Here is a 26,996-nt window from a genome sequence, read left to right as displayed (position 1 = left end):
TGCCGCGGGACCATCCCGGATGTGGGTCGACGGCGCCCTCCTGCTCGACGAGGACGTGCCGTTCGCGGGCGACCAGCTCGGCGCCGCGTTCCTCGACCCGCCGGCGCGCTCGGTGCCCGTCCCGGTGACGGCCGGGCAGCGGCTCGCGATCCGCATCGAACACGACGTCGTGCAGGACGAGACGCTCGGCGGGGTCCTCGCCTACCAGTTCGGCACCGAGCCCTCGGACGACGACCCGGCCGACCTGGTCGCCGCGGCCGTGTCCGCCGCGTCGCGGGCCGACGTCGCCGTCGTGGTCGTCGGGACGAACAGCCGGGTCGAGTCGGAGGGCCACGACCGGACGTCCCTCGCACTGCCCGGGCACCAGGACGACCTGGTCCGTGCGGTCGCCGCGGCCAACCCGGCCACGGTCGTCGTCGTGAACGCCGGCTCGCCCGTCGAGATGCCGTGGCGGGACGAGGTCGCCGCGGTCCTGCTCAGCTGGTTCGGCGGCCAGGAGTACGGGAACGCGCTCGCCGACGTGCTCACCGGTGCGCGGGAGCCGGGCGGCCGGCTCCCGACCACGTGGCCGGCCGTGATGTCCGACGTCCCGGTGCTCGACGTCACCCCGGTCGACGGCGCGGTCTCCTACGACGAGGGCGTGCACATCGGGTACCGCGCATGGCTCCGTGCCGGCACCGAGCCGGCCTACCCGTTCGGGCACGGGCTCGGCTACACCACGTGGTCGATCGGCGGCGTCGCGGCGACCCCGACGGTCACCGAGGGCGACGCCGTCATCGTGACCGCGACCGTCGCGAACACCGGGGACCGCGCGGGCAAACACGTCGTGCAGGTCTACGCGTCGCGTGCGGGGTCCTCGGTGGACCGGCCGGTGCGGTGGCTCGTCGGCTTCGCCCCGGTGCGGCTCGACGCGGGTGCGTCGACCGAGGTCGCGATCGAGGTCCCGGCCCGCGCGTTCGCGCACTGGGACGGCGGGCGCGACGGGAACTGGGCGTACGAGCACGGGTGGTTCACCCTGCACGTCGGCGCGTCCGTGGTCGACGAGGCCGGACGGGTGTCGGTCGAACTGGCGTGAACACGTTGCCCGCTCGACCCGTCCGGTTTCCGCACCGGGCAACGGCGGGCAAGTACGATCGGTGATGCGTCAGCCGGCTGGTTACCGGCGACGCGCGCATCACCGACGGTCCGTCGAGCGTGCGCCACGGCCTCCTGATCCGGTCGTCGGCGCCCCGCCGGGCCGGATGCGTCCCGATGCGCCCCCGCACCCCGTGCGGGGGCGCATCCTCGTGTGGCGACCTGTGTGACAAACCACCCAGGTGGTGGAACGATGGGTACACCATCCCGTGTGGATCAGGGACGGGATGGTCGTGCGGCGGGAGGACCCTCGGTACTCACCACACCGTGGGCCCCGCCGGACGTCTGTCCGCTCCGCCGGTTCAGACCGTGCGCACCGCCGGTGCGATCTCCTCGGCGACGATCCGCAGGATCCGCTCGTGGGAGGCGCGGTCCCCGTTGGCCGGGAGGGTCACGACGAGTTCGTCGGTCGCCGCCACCGCCGGGTCCGCGAGCAGCGCGTCGACGATGGCGGCCGGTTCGCCGGAGAGCACGCGGCTGAAGCGGAACGGCGGGCCGGAGAGCGGCCGGCCCTCGTCGTCCATGCCGGACGCGTACCCGGTGAGGAACTCCTCGTGCACAGCGCGGTCGGAGTCGTCGAGGAGCGGGACGATGATCCGCCCGACGGCGACCTTCGGCGTGCGCTCGGGGTGCAGTTCCGCGAACCGGGAGCGGTACGCGGCGATCTGGTCGGCCTGGGCCTCGGCGAACGGGGCGCCGGTGTCCTCGGTGTTCAGCGTCGAGCAGTGCAGCAGCAGGCCCTTCTCGGCCGTCTTCACCGCGGTGCCCATGCTGCCGCCGCCCCACCAGACCCGGTCGAGCAGGTCGGGGCTCTGCGGCTGCAGGGTGAGTTCGGCGCCGGCGGGGATGGACTCGTAGCCCGTTCCGGCGGAACCGAGGGCGTCGCCGCGCAGGACCTCGAGCAGGCGGGCGGCACGGGCCTCGGCCTCGTCGCGGAACGAGCGCTCGGAGGTGCCGAACACGGGGTCGAGGATCGGGCCGTAGCCGGCGATCCCGGTGCTGATGCCGAGTTGCACCCGACCGCCGCTGAGCAGGTCGACCGTGCTGGCGTCCTCGGCGAGCCGGACCGGGTCCTCGTACCGCATCCCGAGGACGGCGGTGCCGAAGCCGATCGTGCTCGTCCGCTGGGCGGCGGCGGCGAAGAAGGTCATCGGGCTCGTCAGGAAGGGCTCGAAGTGGCGGCCGCGCACCCATCCGGTGCCGTAGCCGAGCGCCTCGGCGGCCTCGAACAGCCGGAGGCCGTCCTCGAGCGCGCTCGCGGCGCCGGGGGGTGCCACCGTGGTTCGGGACGAAGGAGAGGAAGCCGAGTTCGCGCACGGAGGCAGTCTATGCGGGCGTATGGATCTGTGGAAGGTGCGGGACCTGTCCACGGATCCGGGCCTCCCGGGACCGGTGACGCGTGGTGCTGGGAGGATGGGGACATGACCGATGTCACCACCGTCCCTCCGCTCGTCGCCGCACTGCCGGCGGCAGAGGGCGGTGTCGTCGATCCCGACGCCGTCTACCTGGCCTTCGCGGAGTGGGCCGCTTCCGGCGGTCGCCCGCTCTACCCGGCGCAGGACGAAGCGCTCATCGAACTCGTCTCCGGCGCCAACGTCGTCCTGAGCACCCCGACCGGCACCGGCAAGTCGCTCGTCGCGGCCGGCGCGCACTTCGCCGCGCTCGCCGAGGGCAAGCGGAGCTACTACACGGCACCGATCAAGGCGCTCGTCTCGGAGAAGTTCTTCCAGCTCGTCGACCTGTTCGGCGCGCAGAACGTCGGCATGGTCACGGGCGACTCGGCCGTCAACGCGGACGCCCCGATCGTCTGCTGCACCGCAGAGATCCTCGCGAACCTCGCGCTCCGCCAGGGCCCCGACGCCGACGTCGACGTCGTCGTGATGGACGAGTTCCACTTCTACGGCGACGCCGACCGCGGGTGGGCGTGGCAGGTGCCGCTGCTCGTGCTCGAGCGGGCGCAGTTCCTGCTCATGTCGGCGACCCTCGGCGACGTCACCACGATCGCGGACGACCTCTCCCGACGGACCGGCCGCGCCACCGCGCGGGTGACCGGCGTCTCGCGGCCAGTCCCGCTCGCGTACGAGTACGTCATGACGCCGGTGCAGGAGACGGTGGAGCGCCTGCTCGAAGAGCGCAAGGCGCCGGTCTACATCGTCCACTTCGCCCAGGCAGCGGCGCTCGAACGGGCGCAGTCGCTCATGTCCGCCAAGGTCGCCAGCCGGGAGCGCCGCGACGAGATCGCGGAGGCCATCGCCGGCTTCCGCTTCAGCGCCGGGTTCGGGCAGACGCTGTCCCGGCTCATCCGTGCCGGCATCGGGGTGCACCACGCTGGCATGCTGCCGAAGTACCGGCGGCTCGTCGAACAGCTCGCGCAACGCGGGCTCCTGCCCGTGATCTGCGGGACCGACACCCTGGGCGTCGGCATCAACGTCCCCATCCGAGCGGTGCTCTTCACCGGGCTGACGAAGTTCGACGGCACGAAGATGCGGCAGCTCTCCGCGCGCGAGTTCCACCAGATCGCCGGCCGTGCCGGTCGCGCCGGCTACGACACCGAGGGCGACGTCGTGGCGGAGGCCCCCCGAGCACGACATCGAGAACGCGCGGGCCGTCGCCAAGGCCGGGGACGACCCGAAGAAGAAGAACAAGATCAAGCGGAAGAAGGCGCCCGAGGGCTTCGTGTCCTGGGGCCAGGCGTCCTTCGAGCGCCTGATCGCCGCCGAGCCCGAGCCGATGGTGTCGCGTATGCGCATCACACACGCCATGGTGCTCTCCGTCGTCGCGCGCGGGGGGAGACGCGTTCCAGGACGTCCGCTCCCTGGTGTTCGACAACCACGAACCCCGAGCGCGTCAGCTCGCGATGGCCAGGCGGGCGCTCACCATCGCCCGGACCCTGATCAACGCGCGGGTGATCGAGAAGGTCGACGGGCGCTACCGCCTCACCGTCGACCTGCAGGCGAACTTCGCGCTGAACCAGCCGCTGTCGCCCTTCGCACTCGCCGCCTTCGAGCTGCTCGACCCCGACTCCCCCGACCTTCGCGCTCGACATGGTCTCCATCGTCGAGGCGACCCTCGACGACCCGCGCGCGATCCTGTCGCAGCAGCAGTTCAAGGAGCGCGGGGAAGCGGTCGCCCGGATGAAGCAGGAGGGCATCGAGTACGAGGAGCGCATGGAGCTGCTCGAAGAAGTGACCTGGCCGAAGCCGCTCGACGAACTCCTCACTGCCGCGTACGAGAGCTACGCGGACGAGCAGCCCTGGGTGCTCGACTTCACCCTCTCGCCGAAGTCCGTGGTCCGTGACATGTACGAGCGGGCGATGACCTTCGGTGACTACGTGCGGTACTACCAGCTCACCCGGTCCGAAGGGCTCGTCCTCCGGTACCTGTCGGACGCGTACCGGACCATGCGGCAGACCATCGCCGACGAGCACCGGACGCAGGAGCTCGACGACGTCATCGAGTGGCTCGGCGAACTCGTGCGCCAGGTCGACTCCTCGCTCGTCGACGAGTGGGAGGCCCTGCTGAACGGGGACATCGCGCTCGCCGAGGCCGAACACGAGGAGATCGCCCCGCCGCAGCCCGCCCGCCTCACCGGCAACGTCCGCGCCTTCCGCGTCCTCGTGCGCAACGCCCTGTTCCAGCGGGTGCTGCTCGCCGCTCGCGACGACATCGACGGGCTCGGTGAACTCGACGCGCAGCAGGGGTTCGACCGGTCCGCGTGGGACACCGTGCTCGAGGAGTACTACGACGAGCACGACACCGTCGGCATCGACGCCGAGGCCCGGTCCATGCAGTACCTCGTCCTCGCCGAGGAAGGCCGGACCTGGCGCGCACGGCAGATCTTCGCCGACCCGGAGGGCGACAAGGACTTCGGCTTCTCCGCCACGATCGACCTCGACGCGTCCGACGAGGCGGGGGAGGCCGTCGTCCGGGTCACCGAGATCGGCCGGTTCGACGGGTGGGCCGAGGTCGACGTCGACTGAGGGGGGATCGACCGAGGGCGGATCGACCGAGTGCGGATCGACCGAGGGCGGAACACGAGCGGACACCGTCCGGTACGGTCGGGGTTCCCACGGAAGGAACGCCCATGCGTATCGGCTCCAGCATCGCCCTGATCGTGATCGGCGCAATCGTCGCGTTCGCGGTCGACTTCCAGGTCGCGGGCATCGACCTGAAGCTCATCGGCTACATCCTCATCGCAGCGGGGATCATCCTGCTCATCATCAGCCTGGCGGTCGGCTTCGGCGGGCGTCGGACCACCACCACGACCCGTTCCGGGGTCGACCCGACCTCCGGTGAGCAGATCACGCGGCAGGACCGCCGCGACGGCACCTACTGACACCGCAAGCGCGAACGACGAGGGCGGGACCGATCGGTCCCGCCCTCGTCGTGTGCCCGGGTGGTGTGTGCGGCTGCGTGCTCGGCTCAGAAGAGCGTCGCGGGCGGGACGGCCTCGGGCAGCGCTTCCGGCTCCGGGACGTCGACGCCCGGCCAGCCCGGCCCCGTCGGCACCTCGGTGCGGTTCTGGTACGCGGTCGCGGCTCCCCGGGCCCGGACGTCGGCGGCCTCGTTCATCTCGTGGCCCATGTGTCCGCGGACCCACTCGAAGGTGACCTTGCGGCCCTGGAGCTCGGCGTCGAGCTCCTTGATGATCTCGACGTTCAGCACGGGCTTGCCGTCGGCCTTCCGCCAGCCCTTCCGCTTCCACCCGGCGAGCCACTCGGTGCAGGCCTTGATGGCGTACTGGCTGTCGCAGAGGATGTGCAGGGGTTCGCCGGTGTCCTTGGTCGCACGGAGCAGCTGCAGGACCGCGGTCAGTTCGCCCTGGTTGTTCGTCCCGCGGGGCCATCCGCCGGCTGCCCACCGGTCGTCGTCCACGTACCAGGCCCAGCCGGCCGGGCCGGGGTTGCCGAGGGCTGAGCCGTCTGCGGCGGCGACGATCGTCACGGTGGGACCTCTCTAGTGGTGGCGAGTGCCCGACGAGCGTAACGGACCTGTCGGGCGGGGTGTGCCTCCCGGCCGTCGGCGGGGGACGGTGCCGGGGTCGCGCCCAGCTGCGCTCATCGCGCCCTGTCGCGACGGGGCGGGTCGTCCGCGGCGGGGCGCGACCGGACCGCGGGTCAGCGGCCGCTCACCTGGCGGAGTGCGGCGACGAGGGCGTCGCTTCCGCCCTCAGCGCCCTGCTGCGTCATCGAGCGCCTGCACCATGGCCGTGCCGTCGGCGACGTCGAAGAACGCCATCGGACGGGGGCCGAACAAGCCGTCCATCCCGGTGTTCGCGTACACGTGCTGCACGCCGCCACCGGAGAACAGGCCGCCGCCCGATCCGCCCCATTCGACGGAGCAGTGGGTACGACCGCGCGTCCAGGTGATGCTCCGGTCCATCCGTCGGACATCGGTCTCGCGACTGCTCCGGCCGTTCGTGATGAAGGCCCGCCTGTCCGTCACGGCGAAGGCCTCCGTGCGCTTCCGGTGGCGCTTCACGAAGAACCGGCCCACGATCAGATGCAGCCCGATGAGGACGAAGACGCTGCCGAACAGGGCGAAGAACCACGGCGCTCCACTGATCAGGACGCCGACCTCCCAGGAGATCGCGAAGCCACCCCACAGGAGGCTGAACGGCACGAGGAAGGCGTCGCGCCCGCCGAACAGGCGGGCAGGGTCGCTCTGCCCCACCCACAGCAGGCGCTCGCCGGGGTGGAGCTCGTCGGAAGCAAGGGCACGAGGATCGATCACCCTTCGACGGTACCGACGCGGGCACGGCGCCGTTGTGCCCCGATCGGGCCGACGCCCTGGGAGTCGGCCACCCTCCGCCGCCTACCGTTCGGGGAAACGGGAGGAACCACCATGAGCAACGACATCGCAGGCCCCGAGCACTCCGACGACCGGGACCGCTCGGACGCCCTGACCTCGGCCGCGCACAGCGACGACGTCGACGGTGTCAGCGGCAGCGAGCAGCGGGCCGCCGACACCTCGTACAGCCCCTCGAGTGAGCGGGAGATGGACGCGTCCCAGACCGAGCAGCGTGACGACGACGACCTGCGCGAGGACGGCATCGACCCCTCGCGGGTCGTCGCTGCTCCGGGGACCGGTGGCGCCGACGACGCCGGTGACGTCGAGCCGGAGCCGGGCGACCTCAACCTGCCGTGGCAGTCCGAGGAGGACCGCCAGGGCTGACCATCGGCCGGTCCGTCAGGATGTGAGCCGGCCCGTCAGGACCCGGGTCCGTCCCTCAGGACACCGAGTCCGGGTGGGAGCCCGTCCGCTGCCCGGACTCGAGGCCGGCGATCGCGGCGAGTTCGTCGTCGCCCAGCACGAACCCGTCGACGTCGAGGTTCGACCGGATGCGCGCCGGCGTGACCGACTTCGGCAGGACGACGACGCCCTGCTGCACGTTCCACCGCACGAGCACCTGGGCGACGCTCACCCCGTGCGCGGCGGCGATCCCGGTGAGGACCGGGTCCTCGATGAGGCGTCCACGGCCGAGAGGCGACCACGCCCCGGTGACGATGCCGTGCTGCGCGTGGAAGGCGATGAGCTCGCGCTGTGGCAACCACGGGTGCCGCTCGACCTGGTTGAGTGCCGGCACCTCGCCGGTCTCGGCGATGACCCGCTCGAGGTGGGGGGACCTGGAAGTTCGACACCCCCCACGCTCCGCGCCCGGCCGGACTCGCGCAGTTCGACGAGTGTGCGCCAGGTCTCGACGTAGCGGTCGTTCGCCGCGGCGGGCCAGTGGATGAGGTACAGGTCGACGGCGTCGAGTCCCAGTCGGTCGAGGCTGGCGTCGAAGGCGCGCAGGGTCGCGTCGCGCCCCTGGTGGTCGTTCCAGACCTTGGTGGTCACGAACACGTCGTCGCGGTCGAGCCGGGAGGCCCCGATCGCCTTCCCGACGCCGCGCTCGTTCCCGTACATCTCGGCGGTGTCGACGTGGCGGTACCCGGCGTCGAGCGCCAGGCCGACGGCCGTCTCGGCCTCCGCGTCGTCGACCTTGTAGACGCCGAAGCCGACGGCGGGGATGCTCCGGCCGTCGCGGAGGGGGGATCGTGGTGACCATGCCCCCATCCTGCCGCCCCGGGCCTCCCGGGCCGGCATCTCGAGCGGCGCTGTGCAGAGGCACCGCCACCGAGGTCAGCTGGGGATCGTGACCGGCTCGGTGTCCGGGATGGGGCTGACGTCGCGACCGCGGAGGTCGGGCAGCCAGCTCCGCATCGCCAGCGGCAGCACGACGCCGGCCGCGGCCATCACCGCACCGACCATGAGCCCGCCGCTCGGGCCGTTGCTGTCGATGAGGAAGCCCGCGACCGCGGACCCACCGGCGGCACCGATGAGCTGACCGGTGCCCATCCAGCCGTACGCCTCGGCCGTGTCCGAGAACTTGACCGTCGCCGACACCGACCCGAACATGACCGCGAGGGCCGGCGCGATGCCGGCGCCGGCGATGACGAGGGCGATGCAGAGCCACCAGAACGTCGGGTTGCCCACGGCGAGGACCAGGCCGACGAAGACGATCGTCATCCGCAGCCAGAGCGTGTTCTTCGAGATCGGGCGGTGGCCGAGCGCGAGGCCGCCGATGAGCGACCCGATGGCGAAGACCGCGAGGACGATGCCGGCGTTCGGGCTGCCCTCGCCGAAGACGCTCGTGACGCTGGCCTCGACCGCGGCGCACGCCCCGATCAGGAGCAGACCGGTCAGGGTCGCCACGACGACCGACGGACGCTTCATGACGACACCGAAGGCGCGCTTCGAGCGGGGGGATCCGGACGCGGCCGAGCTCGGGGGGAGGCGATGAACCACGCGCCGCCGACGAGCAGGAACGCCATCGCGACGACGATCGCCTCGACCGTGCCGATCTGCGTCGCGACGAACGTCGTGATGACCGGGCCGGCGACCCAGATGAGCTCCTGCGCGCTGGCGTCGAGGGAGAAGAGCGGCGTGAGCTGCTTCGACGTCACCATCTTCGGGTAGATGGTGCGCACCGCGGGCTGCACGGGCGGGACGGCCAGGCCGCCGACGAACCCGATGACCACGTAGGCCCAGAGCGGCATCACGAAGAAGGCGATGACGCCCATGGTGACGAACGCCACGATGCTCGTGAGGACCAGGACGGGGCGCATGCCCCAGCTGCCCATCCACCGGCTCGTCAGCGGCCCGGCGAGGGCCTGTCCGACGCTGGTGGTCGCGAGCACGAGTCCGGCGGCTCCGTAGGAGTGGAAGATGTGCTCGACGTGCAGCAGGTAGGCCAGCGACAGCATGCCGAACGGGAAGCGAGCGGTCAGCTGCGCGGCGATGACCCGGCCGACACCGGGCGTCTTCAACAGGGACCCGTACGCGCTCACGTGACGAGTGTACGGACCGGACGGACCGCCCCGCAGGGGCTGTGGAGGACCGTGTCCCCTGTCCGGGGGGAAGGACGATCGGTGGCTGTCCGCGCAGCGTTCTCAGACACGCCGAGCGGCAGGTGCGTCCGACGGTTTCCACACCCGTGGAGAGGGCCCCTCAACGGGGTGTGGGAAGTGTCGGTGGCGGGTGCGAGAGTGGCGGAAAACCGGGCCTCGCGGGAATCCACAGTCTGTGGAGGGCGTTGTGGAGAACTACAGGGGTGTAACACTTCCTCTAGTGGTCCAACCGGCCATCGGGCACTACATGTAGTAGCGTCGTCCACAACACAGCACCAGAACGTCGGGCCCCCCACCGGGCCCAGAACCAGGGGAGATCATGGCCGTCACCGTGTACACCAAGCCGTCCTGCGTCCAGTGCACTGCGACGTACCGCGCCCTCGACAACAAGGGCATCCAGTACGAGGTGCACGACGTCTCCACGGACGAAGCCGCACTCGAGCACGTCAAGAGCCTCGGCTACATGCAGGCCCCCGTCGTCGTGACCGACGACGACCACTGGTCGGGCTTCCGCCCCGACAAGATCGCCACCCTCAGCGCCGAACTGGCCTGACGCCGCGCGGGCCGTCCGGCCCGCGTCGCCCGGTGGCGGGCAGACAGCCTGGAGGCTCGTCCCGCCCCCCGCCACACCCCTCCGGTCCGCAGTCCGCACCTCGCCAGGGAGCGCACCATGAGCCGCCTCGTCTACTTCTCGAGTGTCTCGGGCAACACCGCTCGGTTCGTGGAGAAGCTCGGCCAGGACGCCGACCGGATCCCGCTCCTCCCGAGCGAGCCGTTCCTCCACGCGGACGGCCCGTACGTGCTCGTCCTGCCCACCTACGGCGGCGGCAACGGCCACGGAGCGGTCCCCAAGCAGGTCATCAAGTTCCTCAACGACGAACACAACCGGGCACTGATCCGGGGCGTGATCGCCGCCGGCAACACGAACTTCGGCGAGGCCTACGGTCTCGCGGGCGACGTGATCGCACAGAAGTGCCACGTGCCCGTTCTCTACAGATTCGAACTCTTCGGGACCCCTGACGACGTGTCGGCGGTCAACTCAGGATTGGAAGCATTTTGGACGCAGCAGTTGCAGACGTCGATCTGACGTCGCCGCAGACGGGGATGGACTACCACTCCCTCAACGCGATGCTCAACCTCTACGACGCGGACGGGAACATCCAGTTCGACAAGGATCGTGAGGCGGCCAAGCAGTTCTTCCTGCAGCACGTCAACCAGAACACCGTCTTCTTCCACAACCTGAAGGAGCGGCTGGACTACCTGGTCGAGAACGAGTACTACGAGCAGGCGACGATCGACCAGTACTCGCTCGAGTTCATCCAGAAGCTCAACGACCTGGCGTACTCGAAGAAGTTCCGGTTCCAGACGTTCCTCGGCGCGTTCAAGTACTACACGAGCTACACGCTCAAGACGTTCGACGGCAAGCGCTACCTCGAGCGCTTTGAGGACCGTGTCGTGATGACCGCGCTCGGCCTGGCGCAGGGCAATGAGCAGCTCGCGATCGACCTCGTCGAGGAGATCATCGCCGGCCGCTTCCAGCCCGCCACCCCGACGTTCCTCAACACCGCGAAGGCCCAGCGCGGCGAGCTCGTCTCCTGCTTCCTCCTCCGCATCGAGGACAACATGGAGTCGATCTCGCGCGGCATCAACTCCTCGCTCCAGCTCTCGAAGCGCGGCGGCGGCGTGGCCCTGCTCCTGTCGAACATCCGCGAGGCCGGCGCCCCGATCAAGCAGATCGAGAACCAGTCCTCGGGCATCATCCCCGTGATGAAGCTGCTGGAAGACTCGTTCTCCTACGCGAACCAGCTCGGCGCGCGTCAGGGTGCCGGTGCCGTGTACCTGTCGGCGCACCACCCGGACATCATGAAGTTCCTCGACACCAAGCGCGAGAACGCGGACGAGAAGATCCGCATCAAGACGCTGTCGCTCGGTGTCGTCGTGCCGGACATCACGTTCGAGCTCGCGAAGAACAACGAGGACATGTACCTGTTCTCGCCGTACGACGTCGAGAAGGTCTACGGCGTTCCGTTCGGTGACGTCCCGATCTCCGAGAACTACCGCGCGATGGTCGACGACTCGCGCATCAAGAAGACGAAGATCAAGGCGCGTGACTTCTTCACGACCATCGCCGAGATCCAGTTCGAGTCGGGCTACCCGTACATCGTGTTCGAGGACACGGTGAACAAGGCCAACCCGATCAAGGGTCGGATCAACATGTCCAACCTGTGCTCGGAGATCCTGCAGGTCAACACCCCGACCACCTTCAACGAGGACCTGTCCTACAAGGAGATCGGTAAGGACATCTCCTGCAACCTCGGGTCGCTGAACATCGCGCTGACGATGGACTCGCCGGACTTCGGCAAGACCATCGAGACCGCGATCCGCGGCCTGACCTCGGTGTCGCAGATGTCGCACATCTCGTCGGTCCGCTCGGTCGAGGACGGCAACGACAAGTCGCACGCCATCGGCCTCGGCCAGATGAACCTGCACGGCTACCTCGCTCGTGAGCGCGTGTACTACGGCTCCGAAGAGGGCATCGACTTCACGAACATCTACTTCTACACGGTGCTGTTCCACGCCCTGCGTGCCTCGAACAACATCGCGATCGAGACCGGGGAGACCTTCGACGGCTTCCGCGACTCGAAGTACGCGTCGGGTGAGTTCTTCGACAAGTACACCGACCAGGTCTGGACGCCGGCCACTCCGCGCGTCGCGTCGCTGTTCGACAACGCGAACATCACCATCCCGACGCAGGACGACTGGAAGGCGCTGAAGGCGTCCATCCAGCAGCACGGCATCTACAACCAGAACCTGCAGGCCGTCCCGCCGACCGGTTCGATCTCGTACATCAACCACTCGACGTCGTCGATTCACCCGATCGCGTCGAAGATCGAGATCCGCAAGGAAGGCAAGCTCGGCCGCGTCTACTACCCGGCGCCGTTCATGACGAACGACAACCTGGACTACTACCAGGACGCGTACGAGATCGGCCCGGAGAAGATCATCGACACGTACGCCGCTGCCACCCAGCACGTCGACCAGGGCCTGTCGCTGACGCTGTTCTTCAAGGACACCGCCACCACGCGCGACATCAACAAGGCGCAGATCTACGCATGGCGCAAGGGCATCAAGACGATCTACTACATCCGTCTCCGCCAGCTCGCGCTCGAGGGCACCGAGGTCGAGGGCTGCGTCAGCTGCATGCTGTAGCGGCCGGTCGCTGACGCGACTGCCCACCGGACTGGAGGCGCGGTGCCATCCCGCACCGCGCTTCCAGTCCGCATCACTGGTCACCATCTACTGCTGAACGAGGAACACACGTTGGTCGAGAAGCTCAAGCTCATCGATCGGGTCCAGGCAATCAACTGGAACCGAATCCAGGACGACAAGGACGTCGAGGTCTGGAACCGTCTCGTCAACAACTTCTGGCTGCCCGAGAAGGTGCCGCTGTCGAACGACGTCCAGTCGTGGAACACGCTCACGCCGGCCGAGCAGAAGCTGACCATGCGTGTGTTCACCGGTCTGACGCTCCTGGACACCATCCAGGGCACCGTCGGCGCCGTCTCGCTCATCCCCGACGCGATCACCCCGCACGAGGAAGCCGTCTACACGAACATCGCGTTCATGGAGTCGGTGCACGCGAAGTCGTACTCGTCGATCTTCTCGACCCTCGCGTCGACGCCGGAGATCGACGAGGCCTTCCGCTGGTCCGAGGAGAACCCCAACCTGCAGAAGAAGGCGTCCATCGTGATGGACTACTACCAGGGCGACAACCCGCTGAAGCGCAAGATCGCGTCGACGCTGCTCGAGTCGTTCCTGTTCTACTCCGGCTTCTACCTGCCGATGCACTGGTCCAGCCGCGCGAAGCTCACGAACACCGCCGACCTGATCCGACTCATCATCCGCGATGAAGCCGTGCACGGGTACTACATCGGCTACAAGTTCCAGAAGGGCCTGGAGCGCGTCACGCAGCAGGAGCGCGACGAGCTCAAGGACTACACGTTCTCGCTGCTCTACGAGCTCTACGACAACGAGGCGCAGTACACGCAGGACCTCTACGACGAGGTCGGGCTGACCGAGGACGTCAAGAAGTTCCTGCACTACAACGCCAACAAGGCGCTGATGAACCTGGGCTACGAGGCGATGTTCCCGAAGAACATCACTGATGTGAACCCGGCGATCCTGTCGGCGCTGTCGCCGAACGCGGATGAGAACCACGACTTCTTCTCGGGATCGGGGTCGTCGTACGTCATCGGGAAGGCCGTGAACACGGAGGACGAGGACTGGGACTTCTGATCCTGGTCTGTCTCACGGGAATGCCCCGCTGGCTTCTGCCAGTGGGGCATTCCCGTTTCCGGTGCACACCGTCGGTGCGGACACTGTGGAGCATCGCTGCACGGCCGCGTGCTGCCGCACCCGTGTTTCATCTCGGTCTCACGTCATCGCCGGCGCGTGCGTCGGCCCCGCCGTTTCTCGACGACGAACTCGGCACCGAGGCTGGCGCCGATCACGACGACTGGGCTGCCGAGCATGAAGACGGCCGATGATGCCATTGGCCGGCTGGAGGTGATCGCGAGCAGCGCCGCAAGCGCAGCGAGGGGCGGACCGGCGCCGTGCCTCCAGAGAGACGATGTCGATCGACGACTGCTCGGCTCAGCTCACGCCGGTGGCGTCGTACCCGCGCCCTCGGTGTCGTCTGCGCCCGCAGGACCGGTACCGGCCTGGTCGAGATTCTCGTGCGGATCGCCCATGTCGCCGGTCGCTCTGCCGATGGGGGACAGTCCGTAGTGCTTTCGGACAGCGTTCGCTTCTCCGGCGGACAAGGTGTTTCCAGCTCCGGGGGGAGGGCGCACCCTTCATCGCACTCTTCGCGTACCCAACGTGGAGGTCCGAGCCGTCGAACGTGGCGTCCTCGACCGGGACAAGCACGGTGTGACCCCCCGAGCAGTCCTGTCGAGACGCTGACGAACGCAGCGCTGCCGTCCTCGTCGGAGGGGGAACACCTGCGCGACCTTGCCGGCCAATACGCCGTCGCGGTCTCTGACGGTCGCGTTCTCGACCTCGTGGATCTTGCTCTTGGTGATCATTGGCGTAGTCAACGCCCCACGCCTGACCCGCTTGTGTCAGTGATCGTGAGAAGGGCCCGAGTGCTTCACGACATGACCGTGGAGTCGTTGCTGAAGCGCAGCGGTCTGGAAGGAGCTCTCGCATGAAGCCCGATCGGCGGAAGGCCGTGATCGTCCTCCGGGCGACAGGAGCGGCGCTGTTCACCGTCGTCGTTCTCACCGGCTGCAGCGCAGGGCTCGGGAAGAGCCCGGAGCAGGCGGAACAGTCCATCGTCACGTTCGTCGAGGGGTCCGCCGACGTCGTTGGTTACGATTGGGAGGTCCGAGACGGTCCGGGGCTCGGGGTCACGACCGAGCGGTACCAGACCGGCGGTGTAGACCCGACCCTCGGAGTCCGGGGTAGGGGTGGTCCGGTGAGTTCTTCCGGCTTCCGAGCAGATCCTCGGGGGGGTACACGATCGACGGCAGCTCGCAGTGCATAGCGGGCGACTTCGACAAGATGAGCCGCGACAACCCGGGATGACGAGCACCGCGTCGAGACCTGTAACGACGCTGCGTGAAGCGGGTGACGCGCACCTGCTGGTGATGCGAGGGCGCGATGACGTCGTGTCCGTTCGCAGCAGCCCTTCCGCACACCCGAGCGAACTCAAGTGGGTTGCTCCGGGTGGATTGCGCTGCCGACACATCCGTCGAACGGGAGGGTCAACCCGAGGTCTTCCTCGCGTGCCCGGCCCGCGCAAAAGCCATCGCTGCACGTTCGCGGTGATGGTGTTGTTCTGCGTGCCTGGATGATGCTGATCGAATCGTCGTGACGCCCCGCGGGCTTCGGCCCGCTGGGCGTTCGCTGTTCAATGATGCGTCTCATCGTGCCCGTTCGGTTGAGCCGCTGACGCTTTGGCGACGGCAGCGGCTGCTCGCTCGATCGAGACTCCGGGATGGTCTTCGCGGTACCTCCGGACGTCCGTGGGATCGACCTCTGTGCCGACGGGAAACTCGATCGGCTCGCCGGAGCTCCAGCGCGTCGTCGCCATCCAGAGTGTGGCTGCTCCGATCCAGCCGGTCAGGAGCGGGCTCAGGTACAGGCACCCGTAGGCCGTGGCTGCAGCGCCGATGACGACGGCAGGGATACGGATCCACCTCTTCATGGAGAGTAGCTTGCACCGGCCACCCTTGACATGCAATATCCGACCGGTGAAAGATCAGTTGGCGCAACAAGCGTCGCGATTGAGGAGGATCCATGTTGACGATGAAGACGGCCGCGCTCCTCACTGGCGGGGCGCTGATCATGACGAGCGGGGTGATCACGTCAGCGGGTGCGGCGTCAGCCGAGCAGATCACGGCCGCGGGTGCGACCGTGGCGCTCCCGGCCAGGTACAAGTACTCCGATAATCAAGTGCTGACCGCCGTGTTGTTCGGGGCCGGTCCTGTTGCCTCGGCGCTCGGCGTTCACATTGGCGACGAGACGCCGCTGCCGGACAACTTCGACGAGCTTGCCACGGAGGTGGTTCGTGTATTCCGATCCGACCGCGCTGAGGTGACCGACACCGCGCTTGCTGCGTTCCGGTCCGGGGATCCGGTCCGCGTCCACGAGGCCGTCAAGACCCTCCAGCGCACGTTCCAGGAGACGTACGTCAAGGGAACGCCGCGCGTCGAGAACGGCGCGCTATGCGCGACGGTGAATCTCGTGCTGGCCGGTAACCTCGCCGTCGCGATCAACGTTGGTGTCGCGGTGACGGTCGCCTTCGTGACGTGGGTGGTCACTCGTCAGGTCGAAAACGATGCTGATGCGCAGTTGATCTCGGCGCGTCTTGCGGATCTCGGTCGCGAATGAAGCACGGGAAGAGCGCGGCTGCGGTGTTCGGGCTGTTGGTGACCGCGGTCGCGCTCTCCTCGCTTCCGTCTGCACGGTACTTCCCGGCCGGGCTGACACGAGCTGTTAAGGCAGTCGCAGTGTCATCCCCGCAGGGCTGGGCGTTCTTCACGAAGGACCCTACGGAGGCAGCTGATCTGGCCTACCTCAAACGTGGCGGGAGGTGGGTGCCGGTTGTCGACGCGCTCCCCACCGCCGATGCAATGGGTTTGTCGAGGCGAGCCCGCGCGATTGATGCTGAAGTAGCTGCCCTTTCGCAAGCAGCCGGGGACGCCTCGTCGTCCTGCGCCGCGAATGCTGATGTGCAGCGGTGCGCGCTTGCGGCGCCACGAGTGCAACATCAGTTCGAGCTCGCTGCCCCGCCGGTTTGTGAACCAGTCCTCATCCGGAAGAGGGAGCCGATCCCCTTCGCGTACGGGACGCGCGTGAGTGCGATGCCATCCAAGGTGGTGATCGTCGATGCGCAATGCCCTGCATGACCTGACCGCTGGTCTTCGACGCGCGAACCCGATCGGCGTTTCGCGGTCGGTGCTGGCTGTCGGGAGTCTTTCGACCCTGTTGCTGAGCGATGAGCGGTCGTTGTTCCTCACGTTCCTGCCGAACGCGGCTGCATCACGTTGCGTCGGTGCCGGACGGTTCGGGCTGTTCTGCGTCTCCGAGGTGACTACCAACGGCCTGAAGCTGGCGACGATCGCGGCAGTGTTAGTGCTTCTCGGGGTCATCAGCGGCTTCGCCCCCCAGACTCCTTGCCGTCCCGCACTTCTACGTGGCGTGGAGCGTGTCGCAGAACATCGTGCTCGTCGAGGGTGGAGATCAGGTCAATGCGGCCATGACGATGCTTCTGATCCCGTGGCTACTGAGTGCGCCGAGGGGGAAGTGCGTACTCCCCGCAGACGCCCTACTTCGACTTGCTTCGCGAGAACGCATTCGCGTACGGGGCCGCTGAGTTGATCAGGTTGCAGCTGTCGATCGTCTACGCGATCGCTGCCATTGCGAAGTTCGCTGTGCCGCAATGGTCCGACGGGACAGCGTTCTGGTACTGGCTCCAGATGCCCACGTTCGGGCTCCCACCAGACATGTTCGCTGCGTTCGCTCCGGTTCTCGAACATCCGCTCATCATGGTGACGGCCACGTACGCGGTCCTCGTGTTCGAGCTCAGCCTCGTCGGAGCGATCTGGACGCGCGGGCGGTGGTCACGGCTCGTGCTCGGCGCCGGCATCGCCTTCCACGCCGGCATCGCCATCGTTTTGGGGCTCTGGTCCTTCGGCATCACCATGGCCGGAGCGCTCCTCATCTGCCGCGCGTTGCAGAACGCTGCGGTGATGAGCATCAACGTTCAACGGCCAGGCGCGCGCTCCGTCGTTCTGGGAGAGGGGTAGAAGGTGATCTTCGTCGAAATGGTTGCGGCGGTGGTGACCGTGGTCTTCGTCGTGTTGCCCGCAGTCGGCGTCATCGGCCGGAACTCATTCGTCGGTGTTCGTACGCGAGCGACGATGCGAGATGCGGCAGCCTGGCGCCGAGGACACCAGGCTGCCGTGCTCCCGACCAGCGTTGCTGCCGGTGGCGTGATCGTTCTCGGGATGAGCGCAGCGGTGACGGGGCGCCCGAACGACGTGTCCGCGGTGATCCTCTGCGCTGCTGTGCTGCTTGCCGGGGGGTTGTGGAGCGTCGCCGCTGCGCAACGAGCAGTCCGGAAGGCACCTGATGCTTCGCGTTGATGGCCCTGTCGTTCCCGAGCCAGTGGCAGCGGAGGTCCGCTGGAAGCCGATCCTGATCTTCACGGTCCTGGCCTGGGGCTTCGGATGGTTCGCCAGCCTGCCGCTGTGGATCGATCCGGTGGGCTTGGCGTCGGCGCACGCGCTGTGGGTCCTGCCGATCATGATGTTCACACCCTGCACTGCAGCAGCGATCGTTGTACTGCTGCAGCAACGCGTTCCAGTGCGGCAGGCTGTCCGGCAGCTCGGAATCGTCCCGCTCCGACCGCTCGGAAAGCTCCTTCGCTTCTCACTGGGCGGCATCGTCGTGCTTCCACTTGTCGTCATCGCAGGCATCGCAGTCGCCGCGCTCCTGCATCTCGTCCGCCTCGACCTCCTGACGTTCAGCGGATTTGCCGCGCTACTTCCCGAGGAAGCGAGGGATCTTCTGCCGATAGGCGCACTCGTCCTCGTGCAGGTCATCTCGATCCCGATCGCCGCCCCTCTGAACGGGGTACTCGCATTCGGAGAGGAAGTCGGGTGGCGTGGTTTTCTGCTCCCTGCCCTACGGCCTGTCGGCGACTGGCCCGCTGTGCTGATCACCGGCATCGTGTGGGGCGTCTGGCACAGCCCGATCATCTTGCTGGGCTACAACTTCGATCGTCCAGACCTGTCCGGGGTCGTCCTGATGATCGTCGGAGCCACCGCCGTTGGGACGTTCCTTGGCTGGCTCCGGATCTGGAGCGATTCCGTCTGGCCTGCCGTTTTCGGGCACGGCGCGTTCAACGCAGCCGGCGGTCTGGTGCTGCTGTTCTCATCTGCGAAACATCCGCCGGACCTCGCCCTGGCGGGCCCGCTCGGCGTTGGGACCTGGATCGCCGCGGCAGTTTTCGGGACGATCGTCGTCGCTTGCTCGCGTCGATTCAGTAACCGCTCGGACGGCGATTAGGTCTGCGGGTGCGGTGAGGGGTGACGCCAATACCAACGGGACCTGTCGGTCGAACGGCAGCCGCGCCTCCAGGCCGGATGGAGAGCCAAGCACCTGGCCGACGCAACGAACAGGGCGGCTTTCTTCCGGAGGGCGCAATCCTGTAAGTGGTAGCGACTAGCTTCCCGACCCGACGGCGGTGCCGACGAGCTCGTTGCGGACGATGTCCGCTCCCGCTGCCAGCGCCCCGAGCTTGTCGAGCGCGGCACCCCGCGCCAGCGGCGCCATCCCGCAGTTGGTGCTCGGGATGAGCTTGTCGGCGTCGACGAACTCGAGCGCGCGACGGAGCACCTCCGCGACCTCCTCGGGCGTCTCTACGGTCTCGGTCGCGACGTCGATGGCGCCAAGCATGACCTTCTTCCCGCGGATGAGTTCGACGAGTTCGAGCGGCACGTGGGAGTGGATGCACTCGAGCGAGACGATGTCGATCGACGACTGCTGCAGGAGCGGGAACGACTGCTCGTACTGCCGCCATTCCGCCCCGAGCGTCTCCTTCCACTTGTTGTTCGCCTCGATGCCGTAGCCGTAACAGATGTGCACGGCGGTCTCGGCGTGCAGGCCCTCGGCAGCGCGCTCGAGTGCGGCGACGCCCCAGTCCTGCACCTCGTCGTGGAAGACGGTGAAGGCGGGCTCGTCGAACTGGATGACGTCGACGCCGGCGTCCTGCAGCTCCCGAGCCTCCTGGTTGAGGATCGTGGCGAACTCCCACGCCAGCTTCTCGCGGCTCTTGTAGTGCTGGTCGGAGAGCGTGTCGATCATCGTCATCGGACCGGGGAGCGCCCACTTGATCGGGCGGTCGGTCTGGGCCCGGAGGAACTTCGCGTCGTCGATGAACACCGGGGCGGCACGGCTCACGGCGCCGACGACCGTGGGGACCGCGGCGTCGTACCGGTCCCGGATGCGGACGGTCTCCTTGCGCTCCTGGTCGATGCCGTCGAGGTGCTCGATGAACGTCGTCACGAAGTGCTGCCGGGTCTGCTCACCGTCGCTGACGATGTCGATGCCGCGGCGCTCCTGCTCGTGGACGGCGGACCGGAGTGCGTCCTGCTTGCCCTCGGTCAGCGCTGCGCCCTCCAACTGCCAGGGGGGACCACAGCCGCTCGGGCTCGGCGAGCCAGGACGGTTTCGGCAGGCTGCCGACGATCGCGGTGGGCAGGAGGGTGGTCATGCGCGGGTGGTTCCTGTCGGTCGGTGGGGAAGGCGGGCGGCGGGGCAGGGTCCAGCGGGCCGGAAGGTCAGTGCGTCAGAGCGGTGTGGCTGAAGGCCCAGCGCTCGAGGAGTGCTCGGTGCGGCTGCACGAGGTGCTCCTCCGTGTACCGCCCCTGTGTGACTCCGAGGCGGCTGCGCTCCTCCCGGTCGTACGTGACGGGAGGCGTCGAGAAGTCCGTGTGTTCGAGGGTCGGGCGGTACGTGCTCGGGGCGACCGTGTTCGCGTTGTAGATCTCCGGTCGGTAGATCTTCTGGAACGTCTCCATGGTGCTGATCGTGCCGATGAGCTGGAGGTCCGAGTAGTCGCCGGTGAGGTCACCGCGCGTGTAGAACGCGAGCGGTGCCTTCGCACCCGGCGGCATGAAGTAGCGCACCTGCATGCCCATCCGGCCGAAGTAGTCGTCCGTGAGCGAGGAGTGCTCGTGCTCGTACTCGGCGCCGAGCACGGGGTGGCCGTACCCCGTCTGCCGGTACGTCTGGCTCGTGGAGACGCTGATGCAGACGACGGGCTCGGCGGCGAAGTGGTCGCGGTACGCGTCCGACTCCAGGAATCGCTGGAACAGCGCCCCGTGGAGCTGGCCGAAGTCGTCGGGGACGCCGGCGCTCTTGTCCAGGGACGGCAGCAGGACCGCGAAGTCGTAGTCCCGGAGGTACGAGGAGAAGTTGTTGCCCAGGATCCCCTGGTGCCGTTCCCCGGTGTGCTGATCGAGGATCGCGACGTCGAGCACCTCGATCAGCGGGAACTGCTCGGCGCGACCGCCGTCCTCGAAGTGCAGCGTGACCGAGACGATGTCGAGCTCGAGGCGGTACCGACCGCCGTCGGCGTTGCCCGCTTCGCCCGCGAGGTCGTTGCAGCGCGCGTTGATCATGGCGAGCGCGTTGCGGAGGTTCTGCTGGCGGCGCTCGCCGCGTGCCAGGTTGGCGAAGTTCGTGGTCAGCCGGGAGCTCTCCGCGGGGGGAGTAGTCCTCGTCGAAGCGGGTCCTGGTGATGCTGAAGGTGAGGTCGTTCGCCATGGTCGGCAGTCCGTACGTCGAGCGCCCGGAGGCACTGTGGGAGGTGTTGCTCGATCATGACGCGGCGCACGGGTCATCAGGTAATCCGGAATCACTATGCGCCGGTATAGCCTGCGGCTATGGCGCGCGTCTCGAACGACATCACCCTGCAGCAACTCCGGTACTTCATCGAGGTCGCGTCCGAGGGATCGATCAGTGCGGCGGCCGACCTGCTCTACGTCTCGCAGCCGACGATGTCGGCCGCGATGAAGGACCTGGAGACACGGATCGGCCGACCGCTGTTCACCCGATCCGCGCGCGGTGTCGTGCTCACCGTCGACGGCGTCGAGTTCCTCGGGTACGCGCGACAGGTCGTCGAGCAGGTCTCCCTCCTCGAGCAGCGCTACGTCGGGCGGCAGGCGTCACGCCGACTGCTCGGGGTGTCGGCGCAGCACTACTCGTTCGCGGTCGAGGCCTTCGTCCGGATGGTCGAGGGAGCCGACGCGGAGGAGTACGAGTTCTCGCTCCGGGAGACCCGCACGTGGGACATCATCGAGGACGTCCGCACGCTGCGGAGTGAAGTGGGCATCCTCTACCGCAACGACTTCAACCGGCAGGTCCTCGGCAAGCTGATGCGGGACGCCGGGGTCGTGTTCACGCCGCTGTTCGTCGCGCAGCCGCACATCTTCGTCGCCCGGCGGAACCCGTTGGCGTCCCAGGAGCGGGCGACCCTCGCCGACCTCGCGGAGCTCCCTCGGCTCACGTTCGACCAGGGCGCGAACAACTCCTTCTACCTGGCGGAGGAGATCCTGTCGACGATGTCGAGCAAGCGGGAGATCCGCGTCTCGGACCGTGCGACGATCTTCAACCTCATGATCGGCCTCGGCGGGTACACGATCTCGACGGGACTCATCAGCGACGACCTCGACCCCGAGATCGTCGCCATCCCCCTCGACGTCGACGAACGCATCGAGATCGGGTGGATCGCGCACGCCTCGGTCCCGCTCACCGTGCAGGCGCAGACGTACCTGCAGGAGCTGCGGGCCGTGGTCACCAGCTACGGCGTCGAGCCGCTCGGGTAGGCAGACCGCCGGACCACCCGCCTGACCACCCGCCGGATCGGCCCAGGCGTCAGGTCCGCGCTTCCGTGCGCCGCGGCTTCAACCGCTCGGGGGGCATCGGTCGCCGGCACCCACTCGCACGTGAACGTACCGCGGTAGCCGAACAGGAAGCCGAACACGCGGTTGCGCACCGCGAGGTCGACGTGGAAGGCGCCGTCGTCGTCCGACCACCATTCGTTCAGGGTCGCGCGGCCGCTGAACAGCATCGGGAAGCGGAACGAGATCGGCCCCTCGTGGAAGCGTTGCTCGTCGGAGGTCAGCACGAGCCCGCCGCGCTCGTCCACCCGCAGGTCGAGGTCGACCGCGAGGTGCTGGTGCGTCCCGAGGTAGTCGAGGACCCGACCCTCCGACAGGACCATCGTCGCGTCGAACCGTGCCGGTCGGCCGGGGCGGGTGGCGTAGGTGCGGACGAACGTCACCGTCTCCCGCCCGAGGGCGTCCCGGTAGGGGTAGTTCTCGATCGTGAACGGCACGTCGGTGCCGACGTCGGGCACGAGGATGTTCCGCAGCCGCCCGATCTGCAGGAACGGCACGGTCCACCACGGCCCGCGGCGGATGGTCATCCTGCCCTGGCCCACGCAGGCCTCCGCGGCGTCGAGGCCGACGCCGAAGCGGCGCTGCATCATCGGGTGCAGGCGACGGAAGTCGGCACCCAGCGCTTCCTCGAAGACGGACGTCATGCCGGGCCTCCTGGCTCGGGCAGGGCCGCCACGGTGGCTGGCGCATCCTGCAGGTGGTCGTCGCGTCGGCTGCCGCCGACGGGCGCGCGGAGCGTCCTGGAGGCCCGTGGCCGGTCCGGCCGCCAGACCTGCAGGGCGCTCGTGAGCGGCCAGGCCTCCGGTTCGGGTCCGCCCTCGAGCCAGATGCGGAGGCGGTCGAAGCTCCAGGCGGTCGCCCAGCCGAGGAGCGGCCGAACGAGGACGTCGAGGACGCCCCAGCCGGAGTCGTAGTCGTACCCGGTGAGGAAGCGGGTCCGGCCGTCCGCGGTGGGGACGTACCGCCAGTATCCGCGGCCGGCGCGGATGGGGGGAAAGGCGGTCGGCGGTCGCGAAGCGGAGGGCAGACGTACGCGAGCCGTCCGGACGGCGGCGCTCGCCGAGGCTGACGCCGGTGCCGTGGACGTCGTGGACGAGGGACCGGCGGACGTAGGTGAACCGCGTCACGCCGTCGTCATCGGCGGGCTCGGGCATGATCTCCGAGAAGCGGACGTCCCACCGGACGTGCTGCTCCGGGTCCTGCGTGGCGTCCCAGATGCGTTCGAGTGGCGCGTCGATGACCGTCTCGACGTAGATCCCCCCCGACTCCCCACGTGCCGGAGCGTACCGCGGCGGCGTCGGCCCAGGGGAGGCCCCGTTCGCGTGCGTTCAGGCAGGCTGCCCTGTGGCTCCTGAGGGGGCAACGCGTCCGGTGGGCCACCGGCGTCAGGCCGGATCGACTCCGGCAGCGTGGAGGAACTCCGCCACGAGGTCGACGACCGCGGCGTACGCCGAGTCCGCGTCCGTGAAGTCGGGAGCGGTCGCCTCCAGCCGGCCGTCGACGAAGCGGTCCGCGTCGGCCCAGCCACCGGTCCACACGACGAGCTCGAGTTCGTCGGAGCCCCGCCACAGCCGGAGACCCAGCGACTCCGGCGACGACACACGGGAGCGGTGGCGCTCGATGGGCTGTGGCCACGCGGCGTCCTCGTCGCGCCACGTCAGAGGACCGACGGCGGCGGATCGCGCCCAGTCGTCCAGGTGCGGGCGTAGCAGCAGGGCGAGCGCATCGAGGTCGACGAGGTGGTCCACGGCGTTCATGCTCCCGGGTGGTGACGGCGCTGTCCAGGACGCGGCGGGTCGGGAAGAAGGCGCGGTGTCCTCGGACGGAACGGGCCGCATGGACGGTTCTTGACAGGTATCTGAATACCAGTATGTTAGCGGCATGAAACTGCACTCCGGGCTTGCTCATGTCGGCGCTGCTGCTGTCGTCATCGGTGCGCTCAGCGCGGGCGTGACGGCGCCCGAGGCGCCCTCTGCTCACGCCACTTCCACTCTCGCTCCGTCTCGTGCAACAGCCTGGTCGATGACGGAGGTCCTCGAGGGGCTGCTCTTCATGCAGGGCAGCTTCGGCGAAGAGCTGCTTCGCACTGGGGCGCTCGGGCCGCTCTCGGCTGAGCAGTCCTCTGCCCTCGAGAAGGCACTGGCCGAGCCCAGAGCCGCCGCGATCGCTCGTTCTGTCGTGTCGGAGTTGGAGCAACGGGTGCCTGAACAGACGGCAGCCCTGATGAAGGCTTTACAAGCCAGCGATCCCATCGCAGTTCAGACGGCCATGTCCGAGCTCGGAGCCGAACTCCCGAGCATGCCCACCTTGCAGGGTCTGACGGGTCATGCTCCGGCCGCCTCGTCGACGTACGTACCCGGCGAGATCGGGACGGATTGCGGCGTGCTGGTCTGGGTGGTCGCTGGCGCCGTGCTCGTGGTCACCGTCGCGGCGGTGGGGGTCGGCGTCCTGGCGCTCGCGTCCACTGTGGCAGTGGGCTCGACCAAGGTCGCCGGCGAGAACGCGATCCGACGAGCCACAGGTGCGACCGGCCAGGCTCTCGAAGACCTGCTGACCGCCAAGGCGATCGACATCTTCCGTGCTCGATGATCGAGTCCGTCGCTGGAGAGCATCTCGGACCGTGACGGCCTGTGGGCTCCTCGTCGCGGTCCTGTTCGCGAGCTACCTGCTGGCAGGTCGGCTCGGCGGAACGGCCGCGGTGCAGATGCCCGCGCAGGGTGACGTCGGAGCTCTGTTCTCCCGGATCGCTCCGCAAGGTTGGGCCTTCTTCACCAAGCCCGCTCGCTCAGCGACCCCGACCGCGTACACCCATGACGGCGGACGATGGGTCCAGATAGCGGGTCTGTCGAACGCGCAGCTCCGCTTCCTCGGCGGATTGAGCCGGGAGGGGCGTCGGCAGGGCGTGGAGATGGCGTCCGTCCTCACCGGGATCCCGAGGAAAGCATGGCGGGAGTGCGATGGCAGGGATCTGCCGCAGTGCGTCAGCGGTCAGCGACGGCAGTCCGTCCTGAATCCGCTTCCCCATCCCACGCTCTGCGGCAACGTCGTTCTGGCAGCGACGAAGCCGACGCCCTGGGAGTGGCGGTACATCTCCAACGAAGGCACATACGTCAGCGAGGCGATCGCGCTCGAGGTGCGTTGCCGACATGCCTGATCGCAGAAGGTGGACGATCCCCTACCCGTGGGGAGCGGGGCTCGGAGTTGCCAGAAGTGTGCTCTACGCCGGGATGGCGCTGACTCTGCTCATGAACCCCGCATGGATCCTGTTCACGGTCAGCACTGCTCAGCCGGAAGTGCCGGTCTGTGACTCGTACAACGGCTGGGCGTTGTTCTGCTTGTTCGATCAACACCTCGACGTCGCTCGCGTTCTTGCAGGTTCGTGCCTTCTGGTCTTCGCCAGTGGCGTTCTCCCGTGGCTCACGGCCGTACCGGCGGCCTACTTGATCGTGAGCGCGAGTGTGACGATGACGTTGGGCGACGGGGGCGACCAGCTCTACGGGATCCTCGGCCTTCTGCTGCTTCCGCTCAGCTGCACGGACTGGCGCCGGACCTCGTGGTCGAGTAGAACATCGGATCGATGTGCTGCAGGACGCGGCAGCCTGGCGTTCGTGGGATGGGCGCTCGTTCGATCGCAGATCTTCGTCGTCTACCTCGAGGCATCCGTCGGAAAGCTCGCGGTACCGGAGTGGGCGAACGGGACCGCGCTCTACTACTGGCTCCGCAGTCCGACCTTCGGTCCGGGGCCGCTGCTCGCTCCGGTGATCCAGGCGGCGACCATTGCGCCGCTCATCGCTGGTCCCGCGACCTTCCTGGTCATCGCACTCGAGTTCGTCCTCGCCATGGGACCGCTCTTCGCTCCCAGGGTCCGGCGCTGTCTCCTCGTGCTCGGGCTGATCCTCCACGGCGCCATCGTGCTCGTCATGGGCATCACCTCGTTCTCGCTGGTGATGGCGGCTGCGCTCCTCCTGCACCTGGTCCCTACGAACGCCTCCTACGGAGACATCTTCCCGAGAAAGCGAGACTGGTTTGTCGCTCGACAGCACGCAGATTGAGTTACGCGATCGCATCGCAGCACCATTCGCAGTCCGAGTGCTCGGGACCGCGGTCGGCGCTCTCGCTGGCGGGATCATCATCACCAACGCAGTCACCGGCTTCGACGCCGAGACTTTCGTCGCCACGCTGGTCGGTTTCCTGGCGGGCTTGTCGGGGGGTGGTCGCGCGGATCACCATCCTCGTGACCGGCGGAACGGTCCGCATCTCGTTCTTCCCGTTCCTCAGGGTCGCGTTCGAACTCGCGGAGATACGGCGAGCGACCGTGGTGACGATCGATCCTGTACGCCTCGGTGGTGTGGGAATCCGACGTTCTCAAGGGGCCCGCGTGCTCGCGATGTCCGCGGGCACGGGAGTTCGGCTGGAAACGACCCGCGGCGCGATCATCGTGCAGAGCACGATCGCGGAGCGCGTCGCTTCGGCACTGACGCCTGCTGGGTGA

At 68.2% G+C, this 26,996-nt stretch carries 23 protein-coding genes and 5 pseudogenes; 18 read left to right on the top strand and 10 right to left on the bottom strand.

Annotation, left to right across the window (positions count from 1 at the left end):
• Nucleotides 1-19: 19 nt before the first annotated feature.
• Nucleotides 20-1,075, top strand: coding sequence for a glycoside hydrolase family 3 C-terminal domain-containing protein (locus DEJ15_RS16455; RefSeq protein WP_284176246.1), 1,056 nt, complete (start codon nucleotides 20-22; stop codon nucleotides 1,073-1,075).
• A 361-nt stretch (nucleotides 1,076-1,436) separates the two neighbouring features.
• Here the strand turns inward: DEJ15_RS16455 and DEJ15_RS16450 are convergent, their stop codons facing one another.
• Nucleotides 1,437-2,411, bottom strand: coding sequence for an LLM class flavin-dependent oxidoreductase (locus DEJ15_RS16450; protein WP_284175294.1), 975 nt, complete (start codon nucleotides 2,409-2,411; stop codon nucleotides 1,437-1,439).
• A 144-nt stretch (nucleotides 2,412-2,555) separates the two neighbouring features.
• Here DEJ15_RS16450 and DEJ15_RS16445 point away from each other — a divergent pair.
• Both DEJ15_RS16445 and DEJ15_RS16440 read left to right on the top strand, forming a co-directional pair.
• Nucleotides 2,556-5,114: pseudogene (locus DEJ15_RS16445) on the top strand (DEAD/DEAH box helicase).
• A gap of 104 nt (nucleotides 5,115-5,218) precedes the next feature.
• Nucleotides 5,219-5,470 (top strand): DUF6458 family protein, encoded by a 252-nt coding sequence (locus tag DEJ15_RS16440; protein WP_110825841.1) that lies wholly within the window; start codon nucleotides 5,219-5,221, stop codon nucleotides 5,468-5,470.
• Between the two features lie 86 nt (nucleotides 5,471-5,556).
• Here DEJ15_RS16440 and DEJ15_RS16435 read toward each other — a convergent pair whose 3' ends face one another.
• Both DEJ15_RS16435 and DEJ15_RS16430 read right to left on the bottom strand, forming a co-directional pair.
• Nucleotides 5,557-6,078 (bottom strand): ribonuclease H family protein, encoded by a 522-nt coding sequence (locus DEJ15_RS16435; protein WP_110825842.1) that lies wholly within the window; start codon nucleotides 6,076-6,078, stop codon nucleotides 5,557-5,559.
• 225 nt (nucleotides 6,079-6,303) lie between these two features.
• The gene (locus tag DEJ15_RS16430) at nucleotides 6,304-6,867 is read right to left on the bottom strand and encodes a hypothetical protein (protein ID WP_146232890.1); all 564 of its coding nucleotides are present in this window, start codon (nucleotides 6,865-6,867) and stop codon (nucleotides 6,304-6,306) included.
• Between the two features lie 111 nt (nucleotides 6,868-6,978).
• Here DEJ15_RS16430 and DEJ15_RS16425 point away from each other — a divergent pair, with 111 nt between their 5' ends.
• Nucleotides 6,979-7,308 carry a hypothetical protein gene (locus DEJ15_RS16425; protein WP_110825844.1) on the top strand — a complete coding sequence of 110 codons (330 nt, stop codon included), beginning with the start codon at nucleotides 6,979-6,981 and terminating at the stop codon, nucleotides 7,306-7,308.
• A gap of 55 nt (nucleotides 7,309-7,363) precedes the next feature.
• On the opposite strand, the pseudogene DEJ15_RS19790 reads toward DEJ15_RS16425, so the two are convergent.
• Nucleotides 7,364-8,193, bottom strand: a pseudogene (locus tag DEJ15_RS19790) (aldo/keto reductase).
• Between the two features lie 66 nt (nucleotides 8,194-8,259).
• A pseudogene (locus tag DEJ15_RS16415) lies at nucleotides 8,260-9,467 on the bottom strand (MFS transporter).
• A 379-nt stretch (nucleotides 9,468-9,846) separates the two neighbouring features.
• On the opposite strand from DEJ15_RS16415, the gene nrdH reads away from it, so the two are divergent.
• The 4 genes from nrdH to nrdF all read left to right on the top strand — a co-directional run bounded on the left by nrdH (nucleotide 9,847) and on the right by nrdF (nucleotide 13,823).
• Nucleotides 9,847-10,080, top strand: coding sequence for a glutaredoxin-like protein NrdH (gene nrdH, locus DEJ15_RS16410; protein WP_058769310.1), 234 nt, complete (start codon nucleotides 9,847-9,849; stop codon nucleotides 10,078-10,080).
• Between the two features lie 117 nt (nucleotides 10,081-10,197).
• On the top strand, nucleotides 10,198-10,614 hold the full coding sequence (gene nrdI / locus DEJ15_RS16405) for a class Ib ribonucleoside-diphosphate reductase assembly flavoprotein NrdI (RefSeq protein WP_110825847.1): 417 nt from the start codon (nucleotides 10,198-10,200) through the stop codon (nucleotides 10,612-10,614).
• A gap of 17 nt (nucleotides 10,615-10,631) precedes the next feature.
• Nucleotides 10,632-12,737, top strand: coding sequence for a class 1b ribonucleoside-diphosphate reductase subunit alpha (gene nrdE, locus DEJ15_RS16400; protein WP_110825848.1), 2,106 nt, complete (start codon nucleotides 10,632-10,634; stop codon nucleotides 12,735-12,737).
• Nucleotides 12,738-12,848: 111 nt separating this feature from the next.
• A complete protein-coding gene (gene nrdF / locus DEJ15_RS16395; protein WP_110825849.1) occupies nucleotides 12,849-13,823 on the top strand; it encodes a class 1b ribonucleoside-diphosphate reductase subunit beta in 975 nt (324 codons plus the stop codon).
• A gap of 1,618 nt (nucleotides 13,824-15,441) precedes the next feature.
• Here the strand turns inward: nrdF and DEJ15_RS16390 are convergent.
• A complete protein-coding gene (locus tag DEJ15_RS16390; protein WP_146232891.1) occupies nucleotides 15,442-15,738 on the bottom strand; it encodes a hypothetical protein in 297 nt (98 codons plus the stop codon).
• Between the two features lie 92 nt (nucleotides 15,739-15,830).
• Here DEJ15_RS16390 and DEJ15_RS16385 point away from each other — a divergent pair, with 92 nt between their 5' ends.
• The 5 genes from DEJ15_RS16385 to DEJ15_RS16370 all read left to right on the top strand — a co-directional run bounded on the left by DEJ15_RS16385 (nucleotide 15,831) and on the right by DEJ15_RS16370 (nucleotide 19,106).
• Nucleotides 15,831-16,424: a sporulation delaying protein family toxin gene (locus DEJ15_RS16385; RefSeq protein ID WP_110825852.1), complete on the top strand. Its 594-nt coding sequence runs from the start codon at nucleotides 15,831-15,833 to the stop codon at nucleotides 16,422-16,424.
• A complete protein-coding gene (locus DEJ15_RS19090) occupies nucleotides 16,421-16,942 on the top strand; it encodes a hypothetical protein (protein ID WP_181419613.1) in 522 nt (173 codons plus the stop codon). The genes DEJ15_RS16385 and DEJ15_RS19090 overlap by 4 nt, the downstream gene beginning before the upstream one ends.
• Nucleotides 16,943-17,419: 477 nt before the next feature.
• The gene (locus tag DEJ15_RS16380) at nucleotides 17,420-17,842 is read left to right on the top strand and encodes an HTTM domain-containing protein (RefSeq protein ID WP_284175293.1); all 423 of its coding nucleotides are present in this window, start codon (nucleotides 17,420-17,422) and stop codon (nucleotides 17,840-17,842) included.
• Nucleotides 17,843-17,845: 3 nt separating this feature from the next.
• Nucleotides 17,846-18,181, top strand: a complete 336-nt coding sequence (locus tag DEJ15_RS16375; RefSeq protein ID WP_110825854.1) for an SdpI family protein — start codon at nucleotides 17,846-17,848, stop codon at nucleotides 18,179-18,181.
• Between the two features lie 22 nt (nucleotides 18,182-18,203).
• Nucleotides 18,204-19,106 (top strand): CPBP family intramembrane glutamic endopeptidase, encoded by a 903-nt coding sequence (locus DEJ15_RS16370; RefSeq protein ID WP_284175292.1) that lies wholly within the window; start codon nucleotides 18,204-18,206, stop codon nucleotides 19,104-19,106.
• A 156-nt stretch (nucleotides 19,107-19,262) separates the two neighbouring features.
• Here DEJ15_RS16370 and DEJ15_RS16365 read toward each other — a convergent pair.
• Both DEJ15_RS16365 and DEJ15_RS16360 read right to left on the bottom strand, forming a co-directional pair.
• Nucleotides 19,263-20,313, bottom strand: a pseudogene (locus tag DEJ15_RS16365) (methionine synthase).
• A 67-nt stretch (nucleotides 20,314-20,380) separates the two neighbouring features.
• Nucleotides 20,381-21,368 (bottom strand): annotated as a pseudogene (locus DEJ15_RS16360) (putative oxygenase MesX).
• A 119-nt stretch (nucleotides 21,369-21,487) separates the two neighbouring features.
• Here DEJ15_RS16360 and DEJ15_RS16355 point away from each other — a divergent pair.
• On the top strand, nucleotides 21,488-22,429 hold the full coding sequence (locus DEJ15_RS16355; RefSeq protein WP_110825858.1) for a LysR family transcriptional regulator: 942 nt from the start codon (nucleotides 21,488-21,490) through the stop codon (nucleotides 22,427-22,429).
• Here the strand turns inward: DEJ15_RS16355 and DEJ15_RS16350 are convergent.
• The gene (locus tag DEJ15_RS16350) at nucleotides 22,405-23,148 is read right to left on the bottom strand and encodes a DUF4166 domain-containing protein (RefSeq protein WP_284175291.1); all 744 of its coding nucleotides are present in this window, start codon (nucleotides 23,146-23,148) and stop codon (nucleotides 22,405-22,407) included. The two genes, DEJ15_RS16355 and DEJ15_RS16350, sit on opposite strands and share 25 nt — an antisense overlap.
• A gap of 741 nt (nucleotides 23,149-23,889) precedes the next feature.
• The gene (locus DEJ15_RS16345) at nucleotides 23,890-24,261 is read right to left on the bottom strand and encodes a hypothetical protein (RefSeq protein ID WP_110825860.1); all 372 of its coding nucleotides are present in this window, start codon (nucleotides 24,259-24,261) and stop codon (nucleotides 23,890-23,892) included.
• Nucleotides 24,262-24,385: 124 nt separating this feature from the next.
• Between DEJ15_RS16345 and DEJ15_RS16340 the strand changes: the two genes are divergently transcribed.
• The 4 genes from DEJ15_RS16340 (at nucleotide 24,386) to DEJ15_RS16325 (ending at nucleotide 26,996) form a co-directional block, all read left to right on the top strand.
• Nucleotides 24,386-25,093, top strand: a complete 708-nt coding sequence (locus DEJ15_RS16340) for a sporulation delaying protein family toxin (RefSeq protein ID WP_146232893.1) — start codon at nucleotides 24,386-24,388, stop codon at nucleotides 25,091-25,093.
• Between the two features lie 31 nt (nucleotides 25,094-25,124).
• A complete protein-coding gene (locus tag DEJ15_RS16335; RefSeq protein WP_110825862.1) occupies nucleotides 25,125-25,658 on the top strand; it encodes an SdpA family antimicrobial peptide system protein in 534 nt (177 codons plus the stop codon).
• On the top strand, nucleotides 25,651-26,556 hold the full coding sequence (locus DEJ15_RS16330) for a sporulation-delaying protein SdpB family protein (protein WP_110825863.1): 906 nt from the start codon (nucleotides 25,651-25,653) through the stop codon (nucleotides 26,554-26,556). The genes DEJ15_RS16335 and DEJ15_RS16330 overlap by 8 nt, the downstream gene beginning before the upstream one ends.
• Nucleotides 26,557-26,738: 182 nt before the next feature.
• Complete coding sequence (locus DEJ15_RS16325) at nucleotides 26,739-26,996, top strand: hypothetical protein (RefSeq protein WP_284175290.1); 258 nt, start codon at nucleotides 26,739-26,741, stop codon at nucleotides 26,994-26,996.

The sequence above is a fragment of the Curtobacterium sp. MCJR17_043 genome (assembly GCF_003224315.2).
Taxonomy (GTDB): Bacteria; Actinomycetota; Actinomycetes; order Actinomycetales; family Microbacteriaceae; genus Curtobacterium.
Note: the sequence above shows the minus strand (reverse complement) of the source record. Positions and strands in the feature narration are given on the sequence as shown.